The sequence below is a fragment of the uncultured Stenotrophomonas sp. genome, from assembly GCF_963519125.1.
Taxonomy (GTDB): Bacteria; Pseudomonadota; Gammaproteobacteria; order Xanthomonadales; family Xanthomonadaceae; genus Stenotrophomonas.
Genome location: NZ_CAUQLJ010000014.1, coordinates 90,433 through 116,232 on the forward strand (window position 1 = coordinate 90,433; position 25,800 = coordinate 116,232).

Here is a 25,800-nt window from a genome sequence, read left to right on the forward strand (position 1 = left end):
TCCGCTGGGATGGCCGGACGAGTATGGTTTCTGCGTAGCCCATTGAGGCGCCCTATGGGCGACAGGCTACGGTTCATGAGCACTGGGCGGCCCCCTGCGTGACGCACGCATCACGGCATGGCCAAGATCATGAATGGGGAATCATGACCGGAGGTGGGTCCCATGCAAGGTGCCGGCGTACAAAGCAGCGGAGTTTCGTCTCCGCAGCATGTTCCAGTGTGGTCCAGGAAGACAACGGAAGCAGCCTTGAATATTGTCATCGTTGACGATCAGACGTCTGCGCGCACCATGCTGCGGCATGTCATCGAGGACATCGCACCGGAACTGAGCGTGCATGACTTTGGCGACCCGCTCACTGCGCTGGCCTGGTGCGAATCGCATGGGGTCGACCTGCTGCTGCTCGATTACCGCATGCCGGAGATGGACGGCCTGGAGTTCGCCCGCCGTTTCCGCCGCCTGCCCAAGCATCGCGACATTCCGGTCATCCTGATTACCGTGGTCGGCGACGAGCCGATCCGCCAGGCCGCGCTGGAAGCCGGGGTGATCGATTTCCTGGTCAAGCCGATCCGTCCGCGCGAACTGCGGGCGCGCTGCTACAACCTGCTGCAGCTGCGCCAGCAATCCGAGAACGTGAAGCAACGCGCGTTGTCGCTGGAGCAGCGGCTGCTGGCCAGCATGCACGAGGTGGAAGAGCGCGAGCGCGAGACGCTGTCGCGGCTGGCCCGTGCGATCGAGTTCCGTGATGCGGGCACCAGTGCCTACCTGGAGCGCATGGCGCACGTGGCCGGGCTGATCGCCGAACAGCTGGGGCTGCCGGAAGAAGAGGTCAAGCTGATCGAGGCGGCCGCGCCACTGCACGACATGGGCAAGATCGCCATTCCCGATGCGGTACTGCTCAAGCAGGGCAAGCTCGACGACGAGGAGCTGGCAATCATGCGTCGGCATCCGCGCATCGGGTACGAGCTGCTCAGCGGCAGCCAGAACCGCTTCATCCAGGTCGGTGCGCTGATTGCACTGCGCCACCACGAACGCTACGACGGCAGTGGCTACCCCGACGGCCTGCGCGGCGATGCGATTCCGCTGGAAGCGCGGATCGTGGCGGTGGCCGACGTGTTCGATGCGTTGATCTCGCCGCGCCCCTACAAGGAAGCGTGGACGATGGAAGCCACCCTGGCTTATCTGTACGCACAGCGCGGTCGCCTGTTCGACCCCCGCTGCGTGGATGCCCTGCTGCGCGGCCGGCAGCAGCTCGACGATATCTGCGCGCAGCATTCCACTGCGTCGGCCCGACCGGGGATGTGACGTGCAGAGCATGTACCACGCGTTGAAGCAGCGGCTGGGCAACCGGCCCGACACCGAGCACGGCCAGGCCATCGTGCGCATGGTGCTGATCGTACTGATCCTGGGCTACGTGCTGCTCCCCGGTCCGCGCCACGACCTGCCGCACCATCAATACCAGGTGGTGCTGGGCATCGTGCTGACCGGGCTGACCCTGTCGGTGCTGTTGTTCGCGTGGCTGCTGGCGCGCCCCGGGCGCTCTGACCCGCGCCGGGTGGCCGGCATGCTGGCCGACTATGGGCTGATCGCCGCCGGCATGGTGCAGATGGGCGAGCCGCTGGCCTGGGTCTACATCGTGGTGATGTGGGTGACCGTCGGCAACGGCATGCGTTTTGGCAACAAATACCTGTACACCGCCGTGGGCATGGCACTGGTCAGTTTCGGGGTGACCGTGCTGGTCACCGACTACTGGCAGGCCAACGCGCGCCTTGGCTTCGGCCTGTGGCTGGGCCTGGCGGCCGTGCCGCTGTACTTCGCCACGCTGCTGCGCCAGCTGACCCACGCCATGGACGAGGCACGCCGCGCCAGTGAAGCCAAGAGCCGCTTCCTGGCCAACATGAGCCATGAGTTCCGCACCCCGCTGAACGGCCTGTCCGGCATGACCGAGGTGCTGGCTACCACGACGCTGGATGAAGAGCAGCGCGAGTGCGTCAACACCATCCAGGCGTCCTCGCGCAGCCTGCTGGCGCTGGTCGAGGAGGTGCTGGACATCTCCGCGATTGAAGCCGGCAAGCTGCGCGTGGTGGCCGAGGATTTCTCGCTGGACGAGGTGATCCAGTCGATCGGGCTGATCCTGATGCCGCAGGCCAGGGTCAAGCGCCTCGACTACCAGGTCAAGGTGGCTGCCGGCGTGCCCAAGCTGTTGCGCGGCGACCTCGGACACCTGCGCCAGATCCTGCTCAACCTGGCCGGCAACGCGGTCAAGTTCACCGAGCACGGCCGCATCGAAATCCGCGTGTCGCAGCTTCGCGAGGAAAACGAAGGCCAGGTTCGGCTGCGTTTCGACATCCTCGACACCGGCATCGGCGTGGTGCCGGACATGCGCGCGCGGCTGTTCCAGGCCTTCGAGCAGGCCGATGTGAGCCTGGGTCGCCGTCACGAGGGAAGCGGGCTGGGCACCTCGATTTCGCGCGGACTGGTGGAGGCCATGGGCGGGCAGATCGGCTATGCCGAGAATCCGCCCCAGGGAAGCTGCTTCTGGTTCGAACTGCCGTTCGCGCTGCCGCCGGTGGTGGCGGGCGAATACACCCCGGCCGTGGTCGGGGAGGGCAGCGCCGCCGCGCCGGACAACGTGATTGCGTTCGCCGACCCGTTCCTGCGCCACCGTGCCCGCGTGCGCAGCATGAAGGTGCTGGTGGCCGACGACCACCAGGCCAACCGGCTGGTGCTGCAGCGACTGCTGCAGAAGGCCGGGCACAAGGTGGTGTGCGTCAATGGCGGCGAAGCGGTGCTCGACGCCATGGCCGAGAGCGACTACGACGTGGCCATCGTCGACCTGCACATGCCCGGCATGAGCGGGCTGGACATGCTCAAGGAACTGCGCGTGCTGCAGGCCGGTGGCGCCCCGCGCACGCCGGTGCTGGTGCTCAGCGCGGATGTCACCCCCGAATCCATCCAGCAGTGCACCCAGGCCGGTGCGCACACCTTCTTCGGCAAGCCGGTAGTGCCGGTGCGCCTGCTCGATACCCTGGCAGAAATTGCCGCCAACGACGGCCTCAAGGCGCGCACGGCCGTGGTCCAGTCGGCGCCGGTCGCGGTGGGTGTGCTCGATACCGGCGTGCTCGACGAGCTGGCCGCGCTGGGCATGGGCGAGGGCTTCGAACAGGAATTCATCCGCCAGTGCCTGGCCGATGCCACGCAGTGCGTGGGCGGGGCCATGGAAGCCGGCGAACGCGGCGACTGGGTGCTGCTTCGCGAGCAGGCGCACGCCATCAAGGGCGTGGCCAGCAACCTGGGATTGGTGCGGGTGGCGTACCGGGCCGGCGAGGTGATGCACATGGCCGACTGGCAGCTCAAGAGCGAATGGCGCGAGCGGATGACGTTGATCCGCACCGCGGTGAAGGAAGGCCGACAGGCGCTGGCAGAACGTCGGCGCCCCGGTGCCGCATCCAGCGACGACGGCGGCATCGACATGCGCTGAAGGATGGAAAAAAGCCCGGTTTCCACCGGGCTTTTTTACCGAACCCCCTTGCCGTCGGTAGCGCCCTTACGCGGCATCGAACTGCGCACGACGGGTCTGCGCCTTGATCAAACGGTCCATGGTACGCAGCGACTTGTCTTCCAGGGCCAGGGCCGAATCGACCCAGATCTTGGTGATCTCAAGCAGCTCGTCATAGCCCACCGCCTGGGCCAGGTTGCGTGCGGCGTTCATCGCCAGGTAGCTGCGCGGGGTGCGCTGCTGCTGGCGGATCAGGTCTTCGGCGGCCTTCATGCCCTGGCCCTTAGGCACCAGGATGTCGACCACGCCCATGGCGAACATCTCTTCGGACGAGTACACGCGGCCTTCGAGGATGATCTTCTCGGCAAGCTGCGGGGCCACGCGGCGGCACAGGAACGAGTAGGCGCCCATGCCCGGGAACAGCCCGAACAGGACTTCAGGCAGGCCCATGCCGCAGCCTTCCTCGGCAATGATGGTGTGGCAGGCCAGGGCCATTTCCAGGCCACCGCCCAGTGCGTCGCCCTGGATCAGGGCAATCGAGCGGACGTCGCCGCCGAAGCCGGTGTGCAGGTGGTGCACGCCTTCCACGCAGCGCTGTGCATAGGCCAGCAGGCGGTCGCGGTTGCCTTCGCGGATCAGCTGGGCAAACAGGGCCAGGTCGCCGCCCAGGTTGTAGGCGGTGGCGTCGGAGGCCAGCACGAAATGGCGCAGGCGACCGCTGGCGCGTTCGGCCGGCGAGAGGGTGATCTGGCTCATCACGCTCCACATTTCGTCCAGCATGTCCTTGCGGCAGCAGGGGCGGATGCCGGTGGCGGCGTCGGCGTGCATGAACAACCAGTGGGCGGCGTTGTCGCCGGTGGTTTCGGTGCGGATGGTCGCGTAGCCGCGGGCATAGGGGAGCTTTTCGATGGAATGCATGGTGATCACCTCGGCGGGTTGGCCTGCTGGGAGGACGGTGGGCGGCAGGCCGGACGGGTCCACACGCCGCGATCCTACACCGGCGGTGGGGGGTGAAATGCATAAACCCGGGGGGTGTTCCGCTGGCGCGATGAAGAATGGGTGAAAGCGCCATACGCGTTGTGCGGCGGCGGTATTGCGGAGATGAGGTGCCGGTCGCCGAGATAATCGGATTCGCCTGGCACGGCGCAGAATGCGCAGATTCGTTCCAGTCCGAACAAATGCTCCAAAACGAAGAACGCCCGCTGATGGGCGGGCGTTCTTCGTTAACTTGATGCTGGCGGTTACGCCGTCGGGGCGTCGCGCAGTTCGCGGCGCAGGATCTTGCCGACGTTGGTCTTCGGCAGTTCCTTGCGGAACTCGACGATCTTCGGGTGCTTGTAGCCGGTCAGGTTGGCGCGGGCATGTTCCTTGACCTGTTCGGCGGTCAGGTTCGGATCCTTCTTGACGATGACCACCTTGACGATTTCACCGGACTTTTCGTCCGGCACGCCGACTGCGGCCACTTCCAGTACGCCGGGCATCATCGCGATCACGTCTTCGACTTCGTTCGGGTACACGTTGAAGCCGGACACCAGGATCATGTCCTTCTTGCGGTCCACGATGTAGAAGAAGCCCTGTTCGTCCATCTTCGCCATGTCGCCGGTGTGCAGCCAGCCGTCGGCGTCGATGGCGGTGGCGGTTTCTTCCGGCCGCTGCCAGTAGCCCTTCATTACCTGCGGGCCCTTGATGCACAGCTCGCCCACTTCGCCCAGCGCCAGGATGTTGCCGTTGTCGTCCTTGATGCAGGCATCGGTGGACGGGATCGGCAGGCCAATGGCGCCGTTGTACTCGGGCAGGGTGAGCGGGTTGATGCAGGCTGCCGGCGAGGTCTCGGTCAGGCCGTAGGCTTCGACCAGGGTCACGCCGGTGACCTTCTTCCATCGTTCGGCCACGGCACGTTGCACCGCCATGCCGCCGCCCAGGGTGAACTTGACCGAAGAGAAGTCGATCTCGTCGAAGCCCGGGGTGTTGAGCAGGCCGTTGAACAGCGTGTTGACGCCGGTGATGGCGGTGAAGCGGGTGCCCTTGAGCTCCTTGACGAAGCCCTTCATGTCGCGCGGGTTGGTGATCAGGTGATTGCAGCCACCGAACTTCATGAAGACCAGGCCGTTCGCGGTCAGCGCGAAGATGTGGTACAGCGGCAGGGCAGTGATGATCACTTCCTTGCCCGGCTCGATGCCCGAGGTCGACAGCCACGCCGAGGCCTGCTGCATGTTGGCGATCAGGTTGCGGTTGGTGAGCATCGCACCCTTGGCCACGCCGGTGGTACCACCGGTGTACTGCAGGAAGGCGATGTCGTCGTGGTCGATCTCGACCGGCGGAAGCGCGTGGCGGCTGCCCAGCTTGAGCGCCTGCTTGAAGCGGACGGCGCCCTTGATGTGGTAGTTGGGCACCATCTTCTTGACGTACTTCAGCACGAAGTTGACGATCGCGCCCTTGGCGCCGAGCAGGTCGCCCAGGCCGGTGGTGACCACGTGCCTGACCGGCGTGTCGGCGATGACCTGCTCGACGGTGTCGCCGAAGTTGTCGACCACCACCAGCGCACTGACGCCGGCGTCGACCAGCTGGTGCTTGAGTTCGCGCGCGGTGTACAGCGGGTTGACGTTGACCACGGTCAGTCCGGCGCGCAGCACGCCGAAGGTGGCCACCGGGTACTGCAGGCAGTTGGGCATCATCAGGGCGACGCGGTCGCCCTTCTTGAGCTTCAGCTCGCCCAGCAGGTAGGCGGCGAATTTTTCGACCAGGGCGTCGGTTTCACCGTAGGTGAGGACCTTGCCGAAGCTGGAGTAGGCGGGGCGGTCGCGGTACTTGGCCACGGACGTATCGAAAACGGCCGACACCGAACGGAACTCGTTGACGTCGATTTCGGCGGGTACGCCGTTGGGATAGCTCTGCAGCCAGGGACGTTCCAGACTCATTATTCCCCCTCCAGGAAACGTGGATGTTGTGATGCCGACGGCCAGTATCCGTCGTTTCGGTCCCCGGCAGCATACCGGTCCGAATGGAAAACGCGAAGGGCCTGTGAATAAAGTGTGCAGGCCGCGTGCAGACCCCCTTCCTGAATGGAAGGGGGCCACGGGGCTCAGCGGGCCGCCAACTGACGCAGCACGTACTGCAGCAGGCCGCCGTGCTTGAAGTACTCCACTTCCTTGGGGGTCAGCAGCATCACGTGGGCCTGGAAGGTCTTCACGGTGCCGTCGGCGCGGGTCGCGGTGACCGTGGCCGTCTTGCTGGCGCCATCGGCCAGGCCGGTGATGTCGACCTTCTCCGAGCCATCCAGGCCCAGGCTCTGGGCGTTCTCGCCGGCCTTGAACTGCAGCGGCAGCACGCCCATGCCGACCAAGTTGGAGCGGTGGATGCGCTCGAAGCTCTCGGCCATCACCGCCTTCACGCCCAGCAGATTGGTGCCCTTGGCCGCCCAGTCGCGGGAGGAGCCGGTGCCGTATTCCTTGCCGGCAAACACCACCAGCGGCACGCCGTCGGCCTTGTACTTCATGGCCGCGTCGTAAATGGCCAGCTTCTGCGGCTCGCCGCCGCCCGCCGGGTAGTACAGGGTGTTGCCGCCTTCCTCGCCGCCGAACATCAGGTTCTTGATGCGGATGTTGGCGAAGGTGCCGCGCACCATCACGTCGTCATTGCCGCGGCGGCTGCCGTAGCTGTTGAAGTCGGCCGGCTGCACGCCGCGCTCCTGCAGGAAGCGGCCCGCCGGCGAGTCCTTCTTGATGTTGCCGGCCGGGGAGATGTGGTCGGTGGTGATCGAGTCGCCGAAAAGGCCCATCACGCGCGCGCCGTGCACGTCATCGATGGTGCCGGTCTGCATGGTCATGCCATCGAAGTACGGCGGATTCTTGATGTAGGTGGAGGCATCGCTCCACTCGTACAGATTGCCGTCCGGCGAGGCGATGGTGTTCCAGCGGGTATCGCCCTTGAACACGTCGGCGTAGTTCTGCTTGAACATTTCCGGGCCGACGGTCGCTGCGATGACATCGCCGATTTCCTTGTTGCTCGGCCAGATGTCGCGCAGGTATACCGGCTGGCCATCGCTGCCGGTCCCCAGCGGCTGGGTGGTCAGGTCGATGTCGGTGGTGCCGGCGATGGCGTAGGCCACCACCAGCGGCGGGCTGGCCAGGTAGTTCATCTTCACTTCGGGGTGCACGCGGCCCTCGAAGTTGCGGTTGCCCGACAGCACCGAGGTGACGACCAGGTCGCCGGTGGCGATGCCGGCGCTGACTTCGGTCGGCAGTGGGCCGGAGTTGCCGATGCAGGTGGTGCAGCCGTAGCCGACCACGTAGAAGCCGATCTTCTCCAGCTCCTTCAGTACGCCGGCCTTTTCCAGGTAGTCGGTGACCACGCGCGAGCCTGGGCCGAGCGAGGTCTTGACCCACGGCTGGCGGTTCAGGCCCTTGGCGGCCGCGTTGCGCGCGAGCAGGCCGGCACCGATCATCACCGCCGGGTTGGAGGTATTGGTGCAGGAGGTGATGGCAGCGATGACCACCGCACCATCCTTCAGCCGGACCTTGCGGCCTTCGATCTCGATGTCGGCGAAGCCCTTGGCCAGTTGCTCGTTGCCCACTGCGGCGCCGCCGCCTTCGTTGACGAACGAGGACACGTCGTCGCTGCGCTTGTCGCGGTTGGCGGTCATGCCGACCAGCGCTTCGCGGTAGTTCTTCTGCACGTCTTCCAGCAGCACGCGGTCCTGCGGACGCTTCGGGCCGGCCAGCGACGGCTTCACCGTGCCCATGTCCAGTTCCAGCGTGGTGCTGTATTGCGCATGCGGACTGTTGGCGTCGTGCCACAGGCCCTGCGCCTTGGCATAGGCTTCGACCAGTGCGATCTGCTCTTCGCTGCGGCCGGACAGGCGCAGGTAGGTCAGCGATTCGTTGTCGATCGGGAAGATGCCGCAGGTGGCGCCGTATTCCGGGGCCATGTTGCCGATGGTGGCGCGGTCGGCCAGCGGCAGGTGCTGCAGGCCGTCGCCGTAGAACTCGACGAACTTGCCGACCACGCCCAGCTTGCGCAGCATCTGGGTGACGGTCAGCACCAGGTCGGTGGCGGTGGCGCCTTCGGGCAGGCGGCCGGTGAGCTTGAAGCCCACCACCTGCGGAATCAGCATCGACGAGGGCTGGCCGAGCATGGCCGCTTCGGCCTCGATGCCGCCCACGCCCCAGCCGAGCACGCCGATGCCGTTGATCATGGTGGTGTGGCTGTCGGTACCGAACACGGTGTCGGGATACGCAACCGCCTTGCCGTCCTTGTCCGCGGTCATCACCACGCGGGCCAGATTTTCCAGGTTCACCTGGTGGACGATGCCGGTGTTGGGCGGCACCACCTTGAAGTTGTCGAACGCCTTCTGGCCCCAGCGCAGGAAGCCGTAGCGTTCCTGGTTGCGCTGGAACTCGATCTTGCCGTTCAGGTCCAGTGCGTCCGGGGTGCCGAACACGTCCACTTGCACCGAATGGTCGATGACAAGCTCGGAGGGAATCTGCGGGTTGATCTGTTCCGGGCGGCCGCCCAGCTTGACCACGGCGTCGCGCATGGCGGCCAGGTCGACCACGCAGGGTACGCCGGTGAAGTCCTGCAGCACCACGCGCGCCGGCATGAAGGCGATTTCGATGTCCGGCTCGGCGGCCGGGTTCCAGCGTGCCACCGCTTCGATGTGATCGCGGCCGACGGTCGCGCCGCCGTCCTCGTGCCGGAGCAGGTTCTCCAGCAGGATCTTCATCGAATAGGGCAGGTGGGAGATGTCGAACTGCTGTCCGAGCTTGGGCAGGCTGAAGTAGTCGTAGGTGGTGCCGCCGACGTCCAGCTGGCTGCGGGTGGAGAACGAGTCGCTCATGCGGGGAAACTCCTCTTGCGGATGGCTTGCAGTGGCCCGGGGGGCCTGCTTGCGGTTGCCGGAGGCCAGGCGCCGGCAGTGGGAACCAGTATGAACCCTTCAGCCACGCGCCGGACTTCGGCAGGGCCTCAGGCTACCTATACCTATGTATCGCCTGTGTCATTGGTGTGGCAGGGCCTTGGCCGGTTGGAGGCGGCGAGGCTGAACAGGGCCGGGTAGAAGTATGCGGGTCCAAGTATGTATAATTCGTACATACTCTGGAGGGCCTACCGATGGAAGCCACCGTTGCAGAACGCGGACAGATCACCTTGCCCAAGGCGGTCCGTGATGCGCTCGGCCTGACCAAAGGCACCCAGTTGAAGGTGGAGCTCGACGGCAGCCGCATCATCCTGCGCAAGAGTGTCGACGATGCCATTTCACGGGCACGCGGCAAGTTTTCGCTGGACGGCTTCGAGTCGGCCGAGGCGGCCGTGCGCGCCGTGCGCGACGAGGAGTAAGCCGGGATGATCGCCGTCGATTCCCCGGTGCTGGTCGAGCTGCTGAGCAATGGTCCGCAGGCCGATGCCGTGGAGGCCTGCCTGCGCCAAAGCCTGGTCAGCGGCAAGGTGGTGGTGTGCGGGGCGACCCTCGCCGAAGTCTGTGCCAGCCTGCGCGGCGGTGCCGAGGTGCTGGAAGCGCTGGAGGAAATGGGCGTCCATTTCAACGCGCTGGAAGCCAAGTCGGCCCTGCGCGCGGGCGAGATGCACCGCCGCCATCGTCAGCGCGGGGACAGCCGGCGCAGCCTGGACGACTTCATGGTCGGCGCGCACGCGCTGCTGCAGTGCGACGGCCTGATCACCTGGAACGACAAGTTTTACCGCGACTACTTCAAGGGCCTGAAGCTGATCGTGCCGCACGCCTGAGCCCTCTTTTTTCAACCGTTTCATTCAATCGCATTCTTCGAGAATCACCCGGGAGTTGTCATGTTGGAAGCCTACCGCCACCACGTAGCCGAGCGCGCCGCGCTTGGCATCCCGCCGCTGCCGCTGAACGCCCAGCAGACGGCCGACGTCATCGAACTGCTGAAGAACCCGCCGGCCGGCGAAGCCGACGTCCTGGTCGAGCTGCTGACCCACCGCGTTCCGGCCGGCGTGGATGACGCCGCCAAGGTCAAGGCCTCGTACCTGGCTGCGATCGCCTTCGGCAGCGAAACCAACGCGCTGATTTCGCGCGAGCGCGCCACCGAACTGCTGGGCACCATGCTCGGCGGTTACAACGTCGCGCCGCTGGTGCAGCTGCTGGACGATGCCAGCGTCGGCACCATTGCCGCCGATGCGCTGAAGCACACCCTGCTGGTGTTCGACGCCTTCCATGACGTGCAGGAAAAGGCAAAGGCAGGCAACGCCAACGCGCAGGCCGTGCTGCAGAGCTGGGCCGATGCCGAGTGGTTCACCAGCAAGCCGGAAGTGGCCGCGAGCATGACCGTCACCGTGTTCAAGGTGCCGGGCGAAACCAATACCGACGACCTGTCGCCGGCGCCGGACGCGACCACCCGCCCGGACATCCCGATGCACGCCCTGGCGATGCTGAAGAACAAGCGCGACGACGCGCCGTTCACCCCGGAAGAAGACGGCAAGCGCGGCCCGATCCAGCAGATCCTCGACCTGAAGGACAAGGGCCACCTGGTTGCCTACGTGGGCGACGTGGTCGGTACCGGTTCCTCGCGCAAGTCGGCCACCAACAGCGTGCTGTGGTGGACCGGTGATGACATTCCGTTCATCCCGAACAAGCGTGCCGGTGGCGTCTGCCTGGGTTCGAAGATCGCCCCGATCTTCTACAACACCATGGAAGATGCCGGCGCACTGCCGATCGAGCTGGACGTGTCGAAGATGGAGCACGGCGATGTGGTCGAGCTGCGTCCGTACGAAGGCAAGGCGCTGAAGAACGGTGAAGTGATCGCCGAGTTCCAGGTCAAGTCCGACGTGCTGTTCGACGAAGTGCGCGCCGGCGGCCGCATTCCGCTGATCATCGGCCGCGGCCTGACCGGCAAGGCGCGCGAAGCGCTGGGCCTGGCCCCGACCGACCTGTTCCGCCTGCCGGTGCAGCCGGTCGACACCGGCAAGGGCTTCTCGCTGGCGCAGAAGATGGTCGGCCGCGCCTGTGGCCTGCCGGAAGGCCAGGGCATGCGCCCGGGCACCTACTGCGAACCGAAGATGACCTCGGTCGGCTCGCAGGACACCACCGGCCCGATGACCCGCGACGAGCTGAAGGACCTGGCCTGCCTGGGCTTCTCGGCCGACCTGGTGATGCAGTCGTTCTGCCACACCGCCGCCTATCCGAAGCCGGTGGACGTGAAGACCCACCACACCCTGCCGGAGTTCATCTCCACCCGTGGCGGCGTCTCGCTGCGCCCGGGCGACGGCGTGATCCACAGCTGGCTCAACCGCATGCTGCTGCCGGACACCGTCGGTACCGGCGGTGACTCGCACACCCGTTTCCCGGTGGGCATTTCGTTCCCGGCCGGTTCGGGCCTGGTCGCCTTCGCTGCTGCCACCGGCGTGATGCCGCTGGACATGCCGGAGTCGGTGCTGGTGCGCTTCAAGGGCAAGATGCAGCCGGGCGTGACCCTGCGTGACCTGGTCAACGCGATTCCGCTGTACGCGATCAAGTCGGGCCTGCTGACCGTGGCCAAGGCTGGCAAGAAGAACATCTTCTCCGGCCGTATCCTGGAAATCGAAGGCCTGCCGGAGCTGAAGGTCGAACAGGCGTTCGAACTGTCCGACGCGTCGGCCGAGCGTTCGGCCGCCGGTTGCTCGGTGCGCCTGAACAAGGAACCGATCATCGAGTACCTGACCAGCAACATCACGCTGCTGAAGTGGATGATTGCCGAGGGCTATCAGGATCCGCGTTCGCTGCAGCGCCGTATCGAGAAGATGGAAGCGTGGCTGGCCAACCCGGAACTGCTTGAGCCGGATGCCGACGCCGAGTACGCCGCCGTCATCGAGATCGACCTGGCCGACATCCACGAGCCGATCGTGGCCTGCCCGAACGACCCGGACGACGTGAAGACCCTGTCCGAAGTGGCCGGTGCCAAGATCGACGAAGTGTTCATCGGTTCGTGCATGACCAACATCGGTCACTTCCGTGCGGCTGCCAAGCTGCTGGAAGGCAAGCGTGACCTGCCGACCCGCCTGTGGGTGGCCCCGCCGACCAAGATGGATGCTTCGGAGCTGACCAAGGAAGGCGTGTACGGCACCTTCGGCGCCACCGGCGCACGCATGGAAATGCCGGGCTGCTCGCTGTGCATGGGCAACCAGGCGCAGATCCGCGAAGGCTCCACCGCGATGTCGACCTCGACCCGCAACTTCCCGAACCGCCTGGGCCGCAACACCAACGTGTACCTGGGTTCGGCCGAACTGGCCGCGATCTGCTCGCGCCTGGGCCGCATCCCGACCAAGGAAGAGTACATGGCCGATGTGGGCGTGATCGCCAAGAGCGGCGCGGAGATCTACCGCTACATGAACTTCGACCAGATCGAGGAATACCAGGACGTGGCCAAGACGGTCGCCGCCTGAGTTTCGTGATCGGTTGATGTGTTGAATGAAAAACCCCCGGTGCGAGCCGGGGGTTTTTTATTGCATGGACGTTTTCGGGTCCGGATGGCGGAATGGCCATGTGGTGTCGCTGTCGTTGCTCCGTTCTGCACAGACCGCACGGAAGGTGTCGACAAAGGCCTGCTGCAGCCGGGTGGGGTGCCAGTCCGCGCGCGTGGTGAGGCCGATCCGGCGGCGCATTTCGTCGCCGGCGCTGCCGATTTCGCAGAGCAGGCCGGCGCGGCGTTCGATCACGAACTGGTCGCGCGACATCAGGGTGAGCCAGTCGTCTTCCAGCAGCAGGCCGCGGGTGATCAGCACCGAGCCGCATTCGATGCGCAGCCGCGGCGGTTCGTGTCCGTGCTGGCGGAACATGCGTTCCCAGCGGGCGCGTACCGGTGCGCCGGTGGCGGCGATCACCCACGGGTAGGCCAGCAGCTGTTCGAACGCGGGTGAGGTGGCGCCTGCCAGCGGATGGTCGGTGCGTGCCACGATCACCGGTTCGTCGTCGAACAACCCTTCCTGCGCGATGTCGCGCACCGGCAGGCTGTCGCGCATGGCGCCGATCAACAGGTCCAGGCTGCCGGCCCGCAGGTCGCCGAGCAGTTCCGCATACGGTCCTTCAATGACGTTCACCGATGCGCCGGGGTGGGCGCGTGCGAAGCGCGCCAGTACCTGCGGCAGCAGGATGGCGCGTGCCAGCGGCATGACGCCCAACGTGACACGGCCGCCTTGTTCGGAGCGCAGCAGCGCCACTTCATCGATGCCCGCAGCAAGTTCGGACAAGGCCAGCCGCACCAGTCGAAGCATGCGTGTGGCCGCCGGAGTGGTCTGTACGGTCTTGCCATGGCGTTCGGTCAGCGGGGTCTCGATGGCCGTGCCCAGCTCGTGAACGGCACGGTAGATCGCCGGTTGTGAAATGCCAGAGCGCGCCGCTGCGAGCGTGAAACTGCCCGCCGCATCCACGGCAACCAGCGCCCGCAGCTGGCCCAGTGTTACCCGCCGCTCCACCGCCGGCAGCGCGGGCAGGCGGTGCGCGCGGCGTGCCACGCGTACCCCATCGGCGATGTAGCCCAGTGCCCGCTCGATGCGTGGCACCAGCAGCTCGGCCGCTTCGGTGGGCGCCATGCCGCCGGGCTGGCGGTCGAACAGCGTGGCGTCGAGCTGGGTCTCCAGCCGCGCGATGGCCTGGGTCAACGCGGGCTGCGACAGATTTACCTGTGGCGCAGCGGCACTGATACCGCCGTGGCGATGCACCGCGACCAGTGCGTGCAGGTGCTTCAGGTTCAACTCGAGAGCGCGGTTCATGGATCAACTATAACCAAACCAAATGGCTGTTGCGGAAATCGATCTTGAGGGGTGGGCGCTCGCGGACAAGACTGCATCATCGTCATTGAAGGATGGATGGATGTCCCGCGTCGTCACCCGTGTCGAACGCGCCGCTGTCGGCGCAATCCAGCTCCTCGCCCACGCCGGTGTTGCCACCGCGCACGAGGCCCAGGGCCGCAGCGGCCTGCTGCACCCACGGCTTCGCCCGATCTACAACGGCGCCCGCATTGCAGGCAGCGCCATCACCGTGTCGGTGCCGCCGGGCGACAACTGGATGATGCATGTGGCCATCGAGCAGCTGCGCGAGGGCGATGTGCTGGTGGTGGCGCCGACCAGCGACTGCACCGATGGCTATTTCGGCGACCTGCTGGCCACGTCCGCGCAGGTGCGCGGCTGCCAGGGTCTGGTGATCGACGCCGGTGTACGCGACGTCCGCGACCTGACCGCGATGGGTTTTCCGGTCTGGAGCCGGGCGATCCATGCGCAGGGCACGGTGAAGGAAACCCTGGGCTCGGTGAACGTGCCGGTGGTCTGCGGCGGCGCCCTGGTGCACCCCGGTGACGTGGTGATTGCCGACGACGACGGCGTGTGCATCGTTCCGCGTGCCGAGGCGGCGCGCGTCGCGACGGAGGCCCAGGCCCGCGAAGACCGCGAAGCTGACAAGCGCGAGCGCCTGGCCAAGGGCGAGCTGGGCCTGGACATCTACGCCATGCGCGAGCGCCTGGCGGCCAAGGGCCTGCGCTATGAATGACGGCGTGCGCGCGATGTGGATGCGCGGTGGTACCTCCAAGGGCGGGTACTTCCTGGCCGACGCGCTGCCGCCGACACCCGCCGAGCGTGATGCGTTCCTGTTGCGTGCCTTCGGCTCGCCGGACCCGCGCCAGATCGATGGCATGGGCGGCGCGGATCCGTTGACCTCGAAGGTTGCGGTGGTATCTGCGTCCAGCCGCCCCGATGCGGATGTCGACTACCTGTTTTTGCAGGTTTTCGTCGATGAAGCCGTGGTCAGCGATGCGCAGAACTGCGGCAACCTGCTGGCCGGGGTCGGGCCGTTCGCGATCGAGCGTGGTCTTGTCGAGGCGGGGGAGCATTCCACCGAGGTGCGGATCTTCATGGTCAACACCGGCAAGGTGGCCACCGCACAGGTGCAGACCCCCGGCGGCACGGTGCGCTATGACGGTCCAGCGCGGATCGACGGGGTGCCGGGTACGGCCGCACCAATCCCGCTGACGTTTGCCGATATCGCCGGCTCCAGCTGCGGCGCGCTGCTGCCTACGGGAAATGCCTGCGATGTCATTGACGGGGTGCAGGTGACCTTGATCGACAACGGCATGCCCTGCGTGGTGCTGCGGGCCAGCGACGTGGGCGTGAGCGGTTACGAAGACCGTGCAACGCTCGATGCTGACGATGCACTCAAGGCGCGTCTGGAGGCGATCCGCCTGCAGGTCGGTCCGCTGATGAACCTCGGCGATCTCACCACGCAGTCGGTACCGAAAATGATGCTGGTGGCCGCCCCGCGCAATGGCGGCGCGATCTGCGTGCGCTCGTTCATTCCGCACCGCTGCCATGCCTCCATCGGCGTACTGGGAGCGGTGACTGTCGCGACCGCCTGCCTGTTGCCCGGGTCGCCGGCCAGCGGTCTGGCTACCGTGGCGGAGGGCAGCCCGCTGCAGCTGGATATCGAACACCCCAGCGGCAGCACCGGCTGTGTGCTGGAGCGGGATGCGGCGGGGCAGGTAACCGCTGCGGCGATCCTGCGTACCGCGCGAAAGCTCTTTGACGGGGTGCTGTTCGGTTGAACCTCGCGTTCGACTGAATAGGCGCACCGTCCTTATTCTTGTGACCTGGGAGGGTTGTCATGACAGTAGTTGAGAAGCGGCAGGGCCGCTTCGGCGTATTCGGCCAATTGTGGTTCCAGGTGCTGGCCGGCACCGTGATCGGCGTGGTGCTGGGCTGGCTGCAGCCGGACTGGGGTTCGGCGATGAAGCCGTTTGGTGATGCCTTCATCAAGCTGATCCGGATGATGATCGGGCCGATCATCTTCGTGACGGTAGTGCATGGCATCGCCGGCATGCGCGACATGCGCAGCGTCGGCCGCCTGGCACTGAAGTCGCTGATCTACTTCGAGGTGATCACCATACTGGCGTTGATCGTCGGCCTGGTCGCGGTCGATCTGTGGCAGCCGGGCGCCGGCATGAACATCGACCCCGCCACCATCGACATGGCCAGCATCCAGGGCTATGTGCATACCGCACATGACCAGTCGATCGTGGCCTACGTCATGGCGATCATTCCCAACACGCTGGTCAGCGCGTTCACCGAAGCGCACGTGCTGCAGGTGCTGTTCGTGGCGGTGCTGTTCGGTGTGGCGCTGGCCTCGGTAGGCGAGCGCGGCGCGCCGGTGATGAAGGTGATCGAAGGCACGTCCAGTGCGTTGTTCAAGATCATCGGCTACATCATGTACTTCGCGCCGATCGGTGCATTCGGCGCCATCGCCTTCACGGTGGGCCAGTTCGGGGCCGGGTCGCTGCTGTCACTGGGCGAGTTGATCATCGAGTTCTTCGTGGTCTGTGCAGCCTTCACCGTGCTGGTGCTGGGTACGGTGTGCTGGTGGACCGGTGCCAGCCTGTGGCGCCTGCTGGCCTACCTGCGCGATGAGATCGTGATCGTGGCGGCCACCACCTCGACCGAAACGGTGCTGCCGCGCCTGATCGAGAAAATGAAGAAGCTGGGCTGCGAAGAGAGCGTGGTGGGCTTCGTCATTCCGGCCGGGTATTCGTTCAACCTGGACGGCACCTGCCTGTACCTGACCACGGTCGCACTGTTCCTGGCACAAGCTACCAACACCGAGCTGACCGTGTGGCATCAGCTGGGGTTGATCGCGGTGCTGCTGCTCACCTCCAAGGGCGCGGCAGGCGTCGCCGGCGCGGCGTTCGTGGTACTGGCCGCCACGCTGGGCACCACCGGCACCATCCCGGTGGCCAGCATCGCGCTGATCCTGGGCATTCACCGCATCCTGGCCGAAGGGCTGACCTTCGTGAACCTGGTGGGCAACGCGATCGCGGTGCTGGTGATCGCCAAGTGGGAAGGCAAGCTGGACGAGAAGGTGATGGCCGAACAGATCGGTACCCGCCGTGCCCGCCTGCGCCACCTGGGCGTCCGCGAAGCCTGACCGACGCTCCGCCGCATGCGGGCGGCGCCACCTGAGAGTGCATTGAACCCGGTGCTACGGCACCGGGGAGGGAGAGATCATGTCCACCATTCACCACACCACGCTTGCGCTGTTGTTGAGCGCTGCACTGGCCGCACCTGCGGCCGCCCAAGGCACGCTGCCGAAGGGCGTCGACCTGACCCTGGATTTCGTCGGCAACGTCGCCTCCAACCCGGTAGGCGGGGTCGAGCAGGGGACCGAAGGCTCCTACTGGATCATGGCGCAGTCAAAGTTCGACCTGGACGCCCTGTTCGGCGTGCACAACACCGACGTCGACGCGCAGTGGGCCTGGTTTGCAGGGCGCAACCTGGCCCGCGAGAAGATCGGCAACTCGATCAGTGCACAGCAGACCTGGCGGCCGGTGGCCGGCGGGCGCCTGACCCGGCTGACCGTGCGCCATCGCTTCGACAATGGCCTGAGCATCACCGCCGGCCGCGCTCCGGTGAACAGTTACTTCAACAATTCGCCGCTCAACTGCGTGTTCATGAGCAATGCGATGTGCCTGACCCCGTATGGCGCGATCACCGACCTCGGCATCACCGCCTACCCGAATTCCTCCTGGGCCGGCATCCTGCGCTACGACGTCAATGATCGCTGGTATGTGCAGGGCGGCGCGTTCGACTACAACAACGAGTTGAACAAGGCCGGCAAGAACGGGCTGGACTTCTCGGTGGGCGAGGGCACCGGCACCATCACCGCCTATGAGGTCGGGTACCAGACCAGCTTCGCCAATGACCGTCTGCCGCGCGCGTTCCGGTTGGGCATGTACCGCAACAGCGACGGCGGCAAGAGCCCGTATTACGATGCCAATGGCAACTCGGCCGCGCTGACCGGCCGCCCCACAGCGATGCAGGAGGGCGCGCGCGCCGGCTGGTTCGGCATGGCCGACCAGACCGTGTGGCGCGGTGAGGGCAAGCGCAACCTGGCGCTGTTCGCCCGGGCGTACGTCAACACCGGCAACGAAGCGCCCGTGGACCAGTTCGTCTCCGCCGGGTTCGTCAAGACCGGCACGTTTGCCGGCCGCGACCAGGATACGTTGGCGATGTTCGTCTCCAACACGCACTTCAGCGATCAGCAGATCGGCTTCCTGCGCGACCGACGCGCGCGCAGTGGCGGTACCGGGGCGCCCAATGCCGATGAAATCATCGCCGAGCTCAGTTACGGCTGGGCCGTACACAAAGGCATCCGGCTGATGCCGAACCTGCAGTACGTGGTCAACCCCGACCCGATTTACGCGCCCACGCGGACCACCGACATTCCCGATGCGCTGATCGTCGGCCTGCGCGTGGACGTCCATTTCGCCCAGCTGTTCGGCTGGTAATTCCTCCCCCACGAGGCCTCCCATGATCATCGACTGCCACGGTCACTACACCACCGCTCCTGCCAGCCACGACGCGTTCCGCAAGGCGCAGGTGGCGCACTTCAACGACCCAATCCTGCCTGCGCCGGTCTACCCGGAGATCAGCGACGACGAACTGCGCGAAAGCGTTGAAGCCAACCAGCTGCGCCTGCTGCGTGAACGCGGCGCGGACATGACCATCTTCTCGCCGCGTGCCAGCACCATGGCCCATCACATCGGCGACGAGGCGGTCAGCGCGGAATGGACGCGACGCTGCAACGACCTGATCGCGCGGGTGGTGCGGCTGTACCCGGAGACCTTCATCGGCGTGTGCCAGCTGCCGCAGTCGCCTGGCGTGCCGATCGCCCATTCGATCGCGGAGCTGGAGCGCTGCGTGAACGAGCTGGGTTTCGTCGGCTGCAACCTCAATCCGGATCCGTCCGGTGGGCACTGGACCGGGCTGCCGCTGACCGACCGCGCCTGGTATCCGTTCTTCGAGAAGATGGTGGAGCTGGACGTGCCGGCGATGGTGCACGTGTCGGGCAGCTGCAATGCGAACTTCCATGCCACCGGCGCGCACTACCTTAATGCTGACACCACCGCGTTCATGCCGTTCCTGCAGGGCGATCTGTTCCGTGACTTCCCGACGCTGCGCTTCATCATCCCGCATGGGGGCGGTGCGGTGCCGTACCACTGGGGCCGCTTCCGTGGGTTGGCGGACATGCTGGACAAGCCGCCGCTGAACGAACACGTGATGAAGAACGTGTTCTTCGACACCTGCGTATACCATCAGCCGGGTATCGACCTGCTGTTCAAAGTGATCGACATCGACAACATCCTGTTTGGCTCCGAGATGGTGGGGGCGGTGCGAGGGATCGACCCGGAGACGGGACAGTTCTTCGATGACACGCTGCGCTATGTGGAGGCGCTGGGGTTGTCGGCCGACGATCGCGCCAGGGTGCTGTCGGGCAATGCGCGGCGCGTGTACCCGCGGCTGGACGCACAACTGAAGGCGAGAGGCCTGTAATGAGCGACTTCGTGAAAGATGCGGACTGGCTGGACTTCTGTTCGAACGCCAGCCGGCCGACGTTCGTGCCGCCGCCGGGTGCGGTGGACGCGCACTGCCATGTGTTCGGCCCGGGCGACCGGTTCCCGTATGCACCGGAGCGCAAGTACACGCCGTGCGATGCGGGCAAGGAGCAGTTGTTCGCGCTGCGCGACCACCTGGGCTTCAGCCGCAACGTGATCGTGCAGGCGACCTGCCATGGTGCCGACAACAGCGCGCTGGTGGATGCGCTGCGCAGTTCGGATGGACGGGCGCGGGGCGTGGCGACGGTGCGCGACACGGTGACCGACGCGGAGTTGCGCGGGTTGCATGAAGCCGGTGTCCGTGGCGTGCGCTTCAACTTCGTGAAGCGGCTGGTGGATCCGAAGCCGGATGCGTACTACCACGCCATCATCGAGCGGATCGCGCCGCTGAGCTGGCACGTGGTGGTCTACTTCGAGGCGGCGGACCTGGCCGAGCGCTGGGACTTCTTCACGTCGCTGCCAACTACGGTGGTGGTGGACCATATGGGGCGTCCGGATGTGACCCAGCCGGTGGAGGGCCCGGAGTTCCAGCGGTTCGTGCGCTTGATGCGCGAGCACCCCAACGTGTGGACCAAGGTCAGTTGCCCGGAGCGGCTGTCGCAGTCTGGTCCGCCGGACTACGACGACGTGGTGCCGTTCGCCAGGTACCTGGTCGAGCAGTTCCCGGAGCGGGTGTTGTGGGGCACGGACTGGCCGCACCCGAACCTGAAGTCGCACATGCCCGATGACGGGACGCTGGTGGATGTCATTCCACGGATTGCGGTGACAGGAGAGTTGCAGCACAAGCTGCTGGTAGCCAACCCGATGCGGTTGTATTGGGAATAGCCAGGAGGGCGGCGGTAGGGTCGCATCCCAATCGACGCCGTGCATGGATGCACAAGTGGTGCGGCCGCAGGATGCGGAGGAGCATCCACCGCTGGGGTGGTGATCGGTTCATTGGGGCATGGGCCTGTAACGGAGCGAACGTGCCGAAGGCGGTTCCGTTCGGGGCCCATGCGTCAATGAACCCGGAGCCGCGATCGGCGGTCGTTTGGGAACCGACCCTACCAGTCCCTGCCATTTCGTTTCATCAGCCCCGCGCCAGCGCCATCAGACGTTCGGCGATCCGCTCCAGCGGGACCTGCTCTTCCGCCGCGCCCAGCTTGAACGCGGCACCCGGCATGCCCCAGACCACGCTGGTGGCTTCGTCCTGGACCAGGGTGGGGGCGCCGACGTTCTTCAGTTCAAGCAGGCCGCGTGCGCCGTCGTCGCCCATACCGGTGAGGATGACGCCGATGGCGTTGGCGCCGGCGCTTTCCGCCACGGAGCGGAACAGCACGTCCACCGCCGGCTTGTGCCGGTTCACGGCCGGGCCGTCGTCGATGCGGCACCGCCAGCGCGCACCGTCACGGATAACGCGCAGGTGCTTGCCGCCCGGCGGCAGATAAGCGTGGCCGGCGAGCACGGCCTCGCCGTCGCTGGCTTCGCGCACGGACATTGCCGAATGGCGGTCCAGGCGTTCGGCGAAGGCGGTGCTGAAGGTGGCGGGCAGGTGCTGGGTCAGCACCACCGCCGGTGCATCGGCGGGCATGCCTTCCAGCACCACCCGCAGCGCTTCGGTGCCACCGGCCGATGCACCAATGGCGATCAGACGGTCGGTGGTACGGAACTGGATGGAGCGCGTGGGCGAGGGCGCTACGGCGTCCAGGGTCACACGCGGGGCGATCGGGCGCGCGAGGGTGCGCACACGCGAGCGTGCGGCCATCTTGACCTTGGCGATGATCTCTTCGGCATAGCCCTGCAGGCCACGCGCGACGTCGAGCTTCGGCTTGGAGATGAAATCCACCGCGCCCAGTGCCAGCGCCTGCAGGGTGGTGTCGGCGCCGCGCTCGGTCAGCGATGAAATCATGACCACCGGCAACGGATGCAGGCGCATCAGGTTTTCCAGGAATGCCAGCCCGTCCATGCGCGGCATTTCCACGTCCAGGGTGATCACGTCCGGCGCCAGGCGCTTGATCTTCTCGCGTGCCAGCAGCGGATCGGCGGCGGTGCCGACCACTTCGATGCCGGGATCGCTGGCGAGGATCTCGCTCAACATCTGCCGCACCACGGCGGAGTCGTCCACGATCAGGACGCGTACAGGCGAACCACTGATCATTCGAACAGCTCCACGCCGCCGGTGACCGGGGCACGCGACAGGCGCGCACGCACGGCCGACTCGGTCGCGGCCACTTCGGCTTCGTGCGCATGCGGCAGGCGCTGCACGACCACGCGGCCGGTGTCGGCGAAGAACCACACCTTGCGCGGGTGGATGCCGCACAGGTCTTCAGCCAGCACCGGGATGTGTTCGGCCTGCAGGTACTGGCGGACGAACTCGGCATTGCGGGTTCCGACCGGATTGCTGGTGAAACCCTTGAGCACGTTGGCGCCGCCGAATACCTTGGCTTCCAGGCGCTTGCGGTGTGCGCCGCGCTTGAGAAGGTCGTTGATCAGCAGTTCCATCGCGTAGCTGCCGTAGCGCGCCGGTGCACCGTCGCCGACGTTGCCCTCGGGCAGCAGGAAGTGGTTCATGCCACCGATCTTGAGTACCGGGTCGCGCAGGCACGCGGCCACGCACGAGCCCAGGGTGGTGGTGAGCGCGGTTTCGTCATCGACCACCAGGTACTGGGTGGGCAGCAGCTTGGCGGCGGTCACCTTGAAGCGACTGTCGTAGTAGCGCATGACATCGTCGGTGCGGGCGGCGAGGTTCATGCCGGGGCTCCGGGAGCGCGCTTGTACAGGGTACGGCCGCACGGCTGGATCAGGTCGGCGGCGTGCAGGTAGTTTTCCGAATGCCCGGTATAGAGCAGGCCGTCGTCGCCCATGTGCTGGATCAGCCGCGAGAGGATGCCGCGCTGGGTGGGTTTGTCGAAATAGATCATCACGTTGCGGCAGAACAGGGCGTCGAACGGGCCGCCGACGTCGTAGCGCGGCGCCAGCAGGTTGAGCGGGCGGAAGTCGATCAGCTCGCGCAGGGCCGGGTGCACGCGGCACTGGCCTTCGTTGGGGCCGCTGCCACGTTGGAAGTAGCGCTTCTTGATCGCGGGATCGAGGCCGGAGACGCGGTCGATGGTGTAGACGCCCTTGCTGGCGGTGGCCAGCACCTGGGTGTCCACGTCGGTGGCCAGGATCCGTACCGGCGGCTTCAGGGTGCCGAACGCTTCACAGGCGGTGATCGCCATGGAGTAGGGCTCTTCACCGGTGGAGGCGGCACACGACCACAGTTGCAGCGTGCCGTGGCCGGTGCGCGCGCGCAGTTCGGTGTCGAGCTTTTCGAAGTGGTGCGGTTCGCGGAAGAATGCGGTGAGGTTGGTGGTCAGCGCGTTGGTGAAGGCCTGCCACTCATCGCCGCCGTGCTTTTCCAACTGGTCCAGGTACTCCTGGAAACTGCGCAGGCCCAGCGCGCGCAAACGTCGCGAGAGGCGGCCGTAGACCATGTCGCGCTTGGCCGGGGCGAGCGAGATGCCGACACGCTGGTAGATCAGGTCGCAGATCCGGCGGAAGTCGCGGTCGGCGAACTCGAATTCGCGACCGTTTGGCGTGCTGGTGGTGGCAGGAGCGGTAGGCGTGGTCACGGGCGCACTCGGGAGGATGGGGGGCGGTGGGGAGCGGAGCAGGGCTCCGCTCTACGACGTCAGAATTCCTGCCAGTTGCTGTCGTCGGCCGGGGTGCTGCGCGGGGTGCGCACGATGGAGGGCGGCTTGGCGGCTGCCGGCTTCACGCTGCGCAGTGGTGCAGGCGGTGCGACGCGAGCGGCTACTGCGCTGACCGCGTTGGCGACCTGGTTGTCGAGGCGGAAGATCGAGACGGCGTCGGCCAGCTGGGTTGCCTGCTCTTCCATGGCGCGGGCGGCGGCGGTGGCTTCCTCCACCAGCGCGGCGTTCTGCTGGGTGGTCTCGTCCATCTGCACCACGGTCTGGTTGACCTGTTCGATGCCGGCCGACTGTTCCTGCGACGCGGCGGAGATCTCGGCCATGATGTCGGTGACGCGCTGCACCGAGGCGACGATCTCGCCCATGGTGGCGCCGGCCTTGTGGACCAGGGCGGAGCCGTCGTTGACCTTGCCGACCGAGTCGTCGATCAGGCCCTTGATCTCCTTGGCGGCGCCTGCCGAGCGCTGGGCCAGGGTGCGCACTTCGGAGGCGACCACGGCGAAGCCGCGGCCCTGTTCGCCGGCACGCGCCGCTTCCACGGCGGCATTCAGCGCCAGGATGTTGGTCTGGAAAGCGATGCCGTCGATCACCGAGATGATTTCGGCAATCCGCTTGGAGCTGGCTTCGATCGCGCTCATGGTGGTGACCACCTGGCCGACCACTTCGCCGCCCTGCGAGGCCACGCTGTGCGCGCCGATGGCGAGCTGGTTGGCCTGGCGGGCATGCTCGGCGTTCTGGCGCACGGTGGAGGTCAGTTCCTCCATCGAGGCGGCGGTTTCTTCCAGGTTGGCGGCCTGCTGTTCGGTACGGCGCGACAGGTCGCTGTTGCCGGTGGCGATCTCGCCGGCGGCCAGGTTGATGTTGCCGGCCGCTTCCTGGATCTGGCCGACGATCTGGGTCAGCTGTGCGACGGTGGCGTTGGCGTCGTCGCGCATGGTCGCGAACACGCCCTGGTAGTCGCCGTGCATGCGCGCGGTGAGGTCGCCTTCGGCAATCGCCGAAAGCAGCTGCGAGAGCTTGCCCAGGTTGTCGTCGCTGACCTGCATCATCGCGTTGAGGCTGGCGATCATCTGCGCGAAGTCGTGGTCGAAGCGCGCGGCGTCGCCGCGCTGGCTGAAGTCGCCAGCGGCCGCGGCTGCGCCGAGACGCTTGATTTCGGCATTGATACTGGCCAGGTTGTGCTTGACCGCATCGACAGTGGTGCTGATCGCGGCCTTGTCGCCGGGGTAGCGGGCGATGTCGGCGCTGAGGTCGCCCACGGCGTAGCGCTGGACCACGGCGAGCACGTCCTGCATGGTCTGCACGTGCGCGCCGACCAGGGTGTTGGTTTCATGCACCATCAGGCCGTACTCGCCCGGGAAGGCGGCTTCGTCCATGCGGTAGCCGGTCTGGCCGGCGTCGTGCTGGCTGGCCATCTCGCGCTGGGCACCGATCACCGCGTGCAGCTGCTGCTGCATGCGGCCCATGCTTTCCAGCAGGCGGCCCGGTTCGTCCTGCGCCTGCACACCGATGCGGCTGTCCAGCTTGCCGCGCGCGATGCTCTCAGCGACGCTGGTGGCCTGGCGCAGCGGGCCGGTGATGCGGTTGCCGATCAGCCAGCTCAGGGCCAGCACCAGGAGCACCACGGCGCCGCCACTGCCGGCCATGATGCCGGTGAAGGCCAGCGCGTCGGACTGCACGTCGTCCATGTACACGCCGCTGGTGACCACCCACTGCCACGGCGCATACATGCCGGCGTAGGTCGCCTTCTCGATCAGCGCGTCGCCGTTGCCGGGCTTGGTGGTGGCGTAGTAGGTGAAGCCGCCGCTCTGCTTTGCCAGGTCCACCTGCTGCCGGTACAACGGCACGCCGTCCTTGGAAACGTAGTCTTTCTGCACCTTGCCGACGCGGTCGGGCGCGAACGGGTGCATCAGCAGGGTGTAGTCGGTGGCCAGCACGTTGTAGTAGGCCGCGTCGTTGTCGCCGCGCATGCTGTGCAGGGCCTGCAGGGCCGCGCTTTTGGCCGCTTCCTCGGTCAGCTCGCCGCTGTCGGTCAGGCGCTTGTAGTGGTCCAGGATGCCGTAGGTCAGTTCGACCTGGGTCTTCAGGCTCTCCTTGCGCGTGTCGGCCAGGTCCAAGTACTGGATGCGGGCCGCGATCATGGCGAGGACGATCACGCCGAGCGCGATCAGGGCGGTGAGCAGGTTGAGCTTGCCCCGGACGGAAAGGTTGGAGAAGCGGCTGGCGAGATTCATGTATTCGGGTCTTCTGCTGCGGG

Annotated in this window: 19 protein-coding genes; 11 read left to right on the plus strand and 8 right to left on the minus strand. The window is 66.3% G+C overall.

What is annotated here, in order from left to right:
* Positions 1–162: 162 nt before the first annotated feature.
* Positions 163–1,302 (plus strand): two-component system response regulator, encoded by a 1,140-nt coding sequence (locus tag RYM47_RS13460; protein ID WP_315388573.1) that lies wholly within the window; start codon positions 163–165, stop codon positions 1,300–1,302.
* 10 nt (positions 1,303–1,312) lie between these two features.
* Positions 1,313–3,478, plus strand: coding sequence for an ATP-binding protein (locus RYM47_RS13465; RefSeq protein ID WP_315388574.1), 2,166 nt, complete (start codon positions 1,313–1,315; stop codon positions 3,476–3,478).
* Between the two features lie 66 nt (positions 3,479–3,544).
* On the opposite strand, the gene RYM47_RS13470 is transcribed toward RYM47_RS13465, so the two are convergent.
* From RYM47_RS13470 to acnA, 3 genes are all read right to left on the minus strand, one after another.
* Positions 3,545–4,414 (minus strand): crotonase/enoyl-CoA hydratase family protein, encoded by an 870-nt coding sequence (locus RYM47_RS13470; RefSeq protein ID WP_315388575.1) that lies wholly within the window; start codon positions 4,412–4,414, stop codon positions 3,545–3,547.
* Positions 4,415–4,737: 323 nt separating this feature from the next.
* Positions 4,738–6,414 (minus strand): long-chain fatty acid--CoA ligase, encoded by a 1,677-nt coding sequence (locus RYM47_RS13475; RefSeq protein ID WP_315388576.1) that lies wholly within the window; start codon positions 6,412–6,414, stop codon positions 4,738–4,740.
* A 164-nt stretch (positions 6,415–6,578) separates the two neighbouring features.
* The gene (gene acnA, locus RYM47_RS13480; protein ID WP_315388577.1) at positions 6,579–9,332 is read right to left on the minus strand and encodes an aconitate hydratase AcnA; all 2,754 of its coding nucleotides are present in this window, start codon (positions 9,330–9,332) and stop codon (positions 6,579–6,581) included.
* 272 nt (positions 9,333–9,604) lie between these two features.
* On the opposite strand from acnA, the gene RYM47_RS13485 reads away from it, so the two are divergent.
* The 3 genes from RYM47_RS13485 to acnB are packed head-to-tail and all read left to right on the plus strand — an operon-like array spanning position 9,605 to position 12,886.
* Positions 9,605–9,829, plus strand: a complete 225-nt coding sequence (locus tag RYM47_RS13485) for an AbrB/MazE/SpoVT family DNA-binding domain-containing protein (protein WP_315388578.1) — start codon at positions 9,605–9,607, stop codon at positions 9,827–9,829.
* Positions 9,830–9,835: 6 nt separating this feature from the next.
* Positions 9,836–10,234, plus strand: coding sequence for a type II toxin-antitoxin system VapC family toxin (locus RYM47_RS13490; RefSeq protein ID WP_315388579.1), 399 nt, complete (start codon positions 9,836–9,838; stop codon positions 10,232–10,234).
* A 60-nt stretch (positions 10,235–10,294) separates the two neighbouring features.
* Entirely contained in the window at positions 10,295–12,886 is a 2,592-nt protein-coding gene (gene acnB, locus RYM47_RS13495; RefSeq protein ID WP_315388580.1) for a bifunctional aconitate hydratase 2/2-methylisocitrate dehydratase, read from the plus strand.
* A gap of 57 nt (positions 12,887–12,943) precedes the next feature.
* Here acnB and RYM47_RS13500 read toward each other — a convergent pair whose 3' ends face one another.
* Complete coding sequence (locus RYM47_RS13500; protein WP_315388581.1) at positions 12,944–14,212, minus strand: LysR family transcriptional regulator; 1,269 nt, start codon at positions 14,210–14,212, stop codon at positions 12,944–12,946.
* Between the two features lie 100 nt (positions 14,213–14,312).
* Here RYM47_RS13500 and RYM47_RS13505 point away from each other — a divergent pair, with 100 nt between their 5' ends.
* The 6 genes from RYM47_RS13505 to RYM47_RS13530 all read left to right on the plus strand — a co-directional run bounded on the left by RYM47_RS13505 (position 14,313) and on the right by RYM47_RS13530 (position 20,697).
* Positions 14,313–14,984, plus strand: a complete 672-nt coding sequence (locus RYM47_RS13505) for a 4-carboxy-4-hydroxy-2-oxoadipate aldolase/oxaloacetate decarboxylase (protein WP_315388582.1) — start codon at positions 14,313–14,315, stop codon at positions 14,982–14,984.
* Positions 14,977–16,032, plus strand: a complete 1,056-nt coding sequence (locus RYM47_RS13510) for a 4-oxalomesaconate tautomerase (protein WP_315388583.1) — start codon at positions 14,977–14,979, stop codon at positions 16,030–16,032. Before RYM47_RS13505 ends, RYM47_RS13510 begins: the two co-directional genes overlap by 8 nt.
* A gap of 59 nt (positions 16,033–16,091) precedes the next feature.
* Entirely contained in the window at positions 16,092–17,405 is a 1,314-nt protein-coding gene (gene dctA, locus RYM47_RS13515) for a C4-dicarboxylate transporter DctA (RefSeq protein WP_315388584.1), read from the plus strand.
* Between the two features lie 79 nt (positions 17,406–17,484).
* The gene (locus RYM47_RS13520) at positions 17,485–18,765 is read left to right on the plus strand and encodes a carbohydrate porin (RefSeq protein WP_315388585.1); all 1,281 of its coding nucleotides are present in this window, start codon (positions 17,485–17,487) and stop codon (positions 18,763–18,765) included.
* Between the two features lie 22 nt (positions 18,766–18,787).
* A complete protein-coding gene (locus RYM47_RS13525) occupies positions 18,788–19,810 on the plus strand; it encodes an amidohydrolase family protein (protein WP_315388586.1) in 1,023 nt (340 codons plus the stop codon).
* Positions 19,810–20,697 (plus strand): amidohydrolase family protein, encoded by an 888-nt coding sequence (locus tag RYM47_RS13530; protein WP_315388587.1) that lies wholly within the window; start codon positions 19,810–19,812, stop codon positions 20,695–20,697. The genes RYM47_RS13525 and RYM47_RS13530 overlap by 1 nt, the downstream gene beginning before the upstream one ends.
* A 244-nt stretch (positions 20,698–20,941) precedes the next feature.
* Here the strand turns inward: RYM47_RS13530 and RYM47_RS13535 are convergent, their stop codons facing one another.
* The 4 genes from RYM47_RS13535 to RYM47_RS13550 are packed head-to-tail and all read right to left on the minus strand — an operon-like array spanning position 20,942 to position 25,777.
* On the minus strand, positions 20,942–22,009 hold the full coding sequence (locus RYM47_RS13535; RefSeq protein WP_315388588.1) for a chemotaxis response regulator protein-glutamate methylesterase: 1,068 nt from the start codon (positions 22,007–22,009) through the stop codon (positions 20,942–20,944).
* Entirely contained in the window at positions 22,006–22,602 is a 597-nt protein-coding gene (gene cheD, locus RYM47_RS13540) for a chemoreceptor glutamine deamidase CheD (RefSeq protein ID WP_315388589.1), read from the minus strand. Before cheD ends, RYM47_RS13535 begins: the two co-directional genes overlap by 4 nt.
* Complete coding sequence (locus RYM47_RS13545) at positions 22,599–23,465, minus strand: CheR family methyltransferase (RefSeq protein WP_315388590.1); 867 nt, start codon at positions 23,463–23,465, stop codon at positions 22,599–22,601. The genes cheD and RYM47_RS13545 overlap by 4 nt, the downstream gene beginning before the upstream one ends.
* A gap of 59 nt (positions 23,466–23,524) precedes the next feature.
* Positions 23,525–25,777 carry a methyl-accepting chemotaxis protein gene (locus tag RYM47_RS13550; RefSeq protein WP_315388591.1) on the minus strand — a complete coding sequence of 751 codons (2,253 nt, stop codon included), beginning with the start codon at positions 25,775–25,777 and terminating at the stop codon, positions 23,525–23,527.
* Positions 25,778–25,800 lie beyond the last annotated feature (23 nt).